Annotated in this window: 1 pseudogene; it reads right to left on the minus strand. The window is 72.9% G+C overall.

Annotated features, from left to right (window positions below):
- Window positions 1-236: pseudogene (locus tag H926_RS33370) on the minus strand (cell wall hydrolase); the annotation flags it as partial.

A 236-nucleotide genomic window follows, 5' to 3' on the forward strand; every position in this document is an offset into this window, starting at 1 on the left:
TCCCTGCCGGTCCCAAGCACGGGCGGCGTCCTGCGGGGCGAGCAGGCCGCTGTCTTGCGCCGAAACATAGTAGAACGCCGAGCCGGGAAAGCTTTCGCCCGCCCGTTCGAACGGTTGCAGCCCGCCGTTGCGATCCTGTGCGGCGGCGGCATCGCTGCCGGGCGAACCCCAGCCGATCGCGCCCAGCACCAGGCCCAGCGCGCCGATCGCGGCAATGCCTGCGGCCCGCTCGGCCA

This window comes from Novosphingobium sp. B-7 (genome assembly GCF_000410615.1).
Classification (GTDB): Bacteria; Pseudomonadota; Alphaproteobacteria; order Sphingomonadales; family Sphingomonadaceae; genus Novosphingobium; species Novosphingobium capsulatum.